Source organism: Ectobacillus funiculus (assembly GCF_004138295.1).
Taxonomy (GTDB): domain Bacteria; phylum Bacillota; class Bacilli; order Bacillales; family Bacillaceae_G; genus Ectobacillus; species Ectobacillus funiculus.
Genome location: NZ_SCFM01000128.1, coordinates 1 through 545 on the forward strand (window position 1 = coordinate 1; position 545 = coordinate 545).

Annotated in this window: 1 protein-coding gene; it reads left to right on the plus strand. The window is 41.5% G+C overall.

What is annotated here, in order from left to right; all coding sequences use genetic code 11:
* A partial coding sequence (iolB, locus tag EP737_RS25160; RefSeq protein WP_129732145.1) for a 5-deoxy-glucuronate isomerase occupies window positions 1–514 on the plus strand: 514 nt, incomplete at its 5' end.
* Window positions 515–545: the final 31 nt, after the last annotated feature.

Below are 545 nucleotides of genomic sequence, written 5' to 3' on the forward strand. Positions count from 1 at the left end.
AGAGGGAGTTAGCCAAGCTCGCGTAGCATTATGTTATTCTCCATCTCAAAAACAATTGCCTACAAGACTGATTAAAGCTTCAGATAATGGCGTTGAAAATAGAGGAATTCTTAGTAACAAACGTCTTGTACACAATATCTTGCCTGATTCAGATCCAACTGCTAACAGCTTGCTTGTTGTTGAAGTATTCACAGAAAGCGGAAACTGGTCAAGCTACCCGCCGCATAAACACGACCGTGATAACTTGCCGGAAGAGTCATTTTTAGAGGAATCCTACTATCATGAAATGAATCCGCCACAAGGCTTTGTGTTCCAAAGAGTTTATACAGATGATCGTTCTATTGATGAAACGATGACGGTTGAAAAGGGTGATGTTGTTCTTGTGCCAGCAGGATACCACCCAGTTGGAGTACCAGACGGTTATACGTCCTATTATTTAAATGTAATGGCAGGACCAACACGTATTTGGAAATTCTATAACGATCCAGCTCATGAATGGATTCTTAAACGTTAATAAAGAAAACTCGCCGATTGGCGAGCCCTGC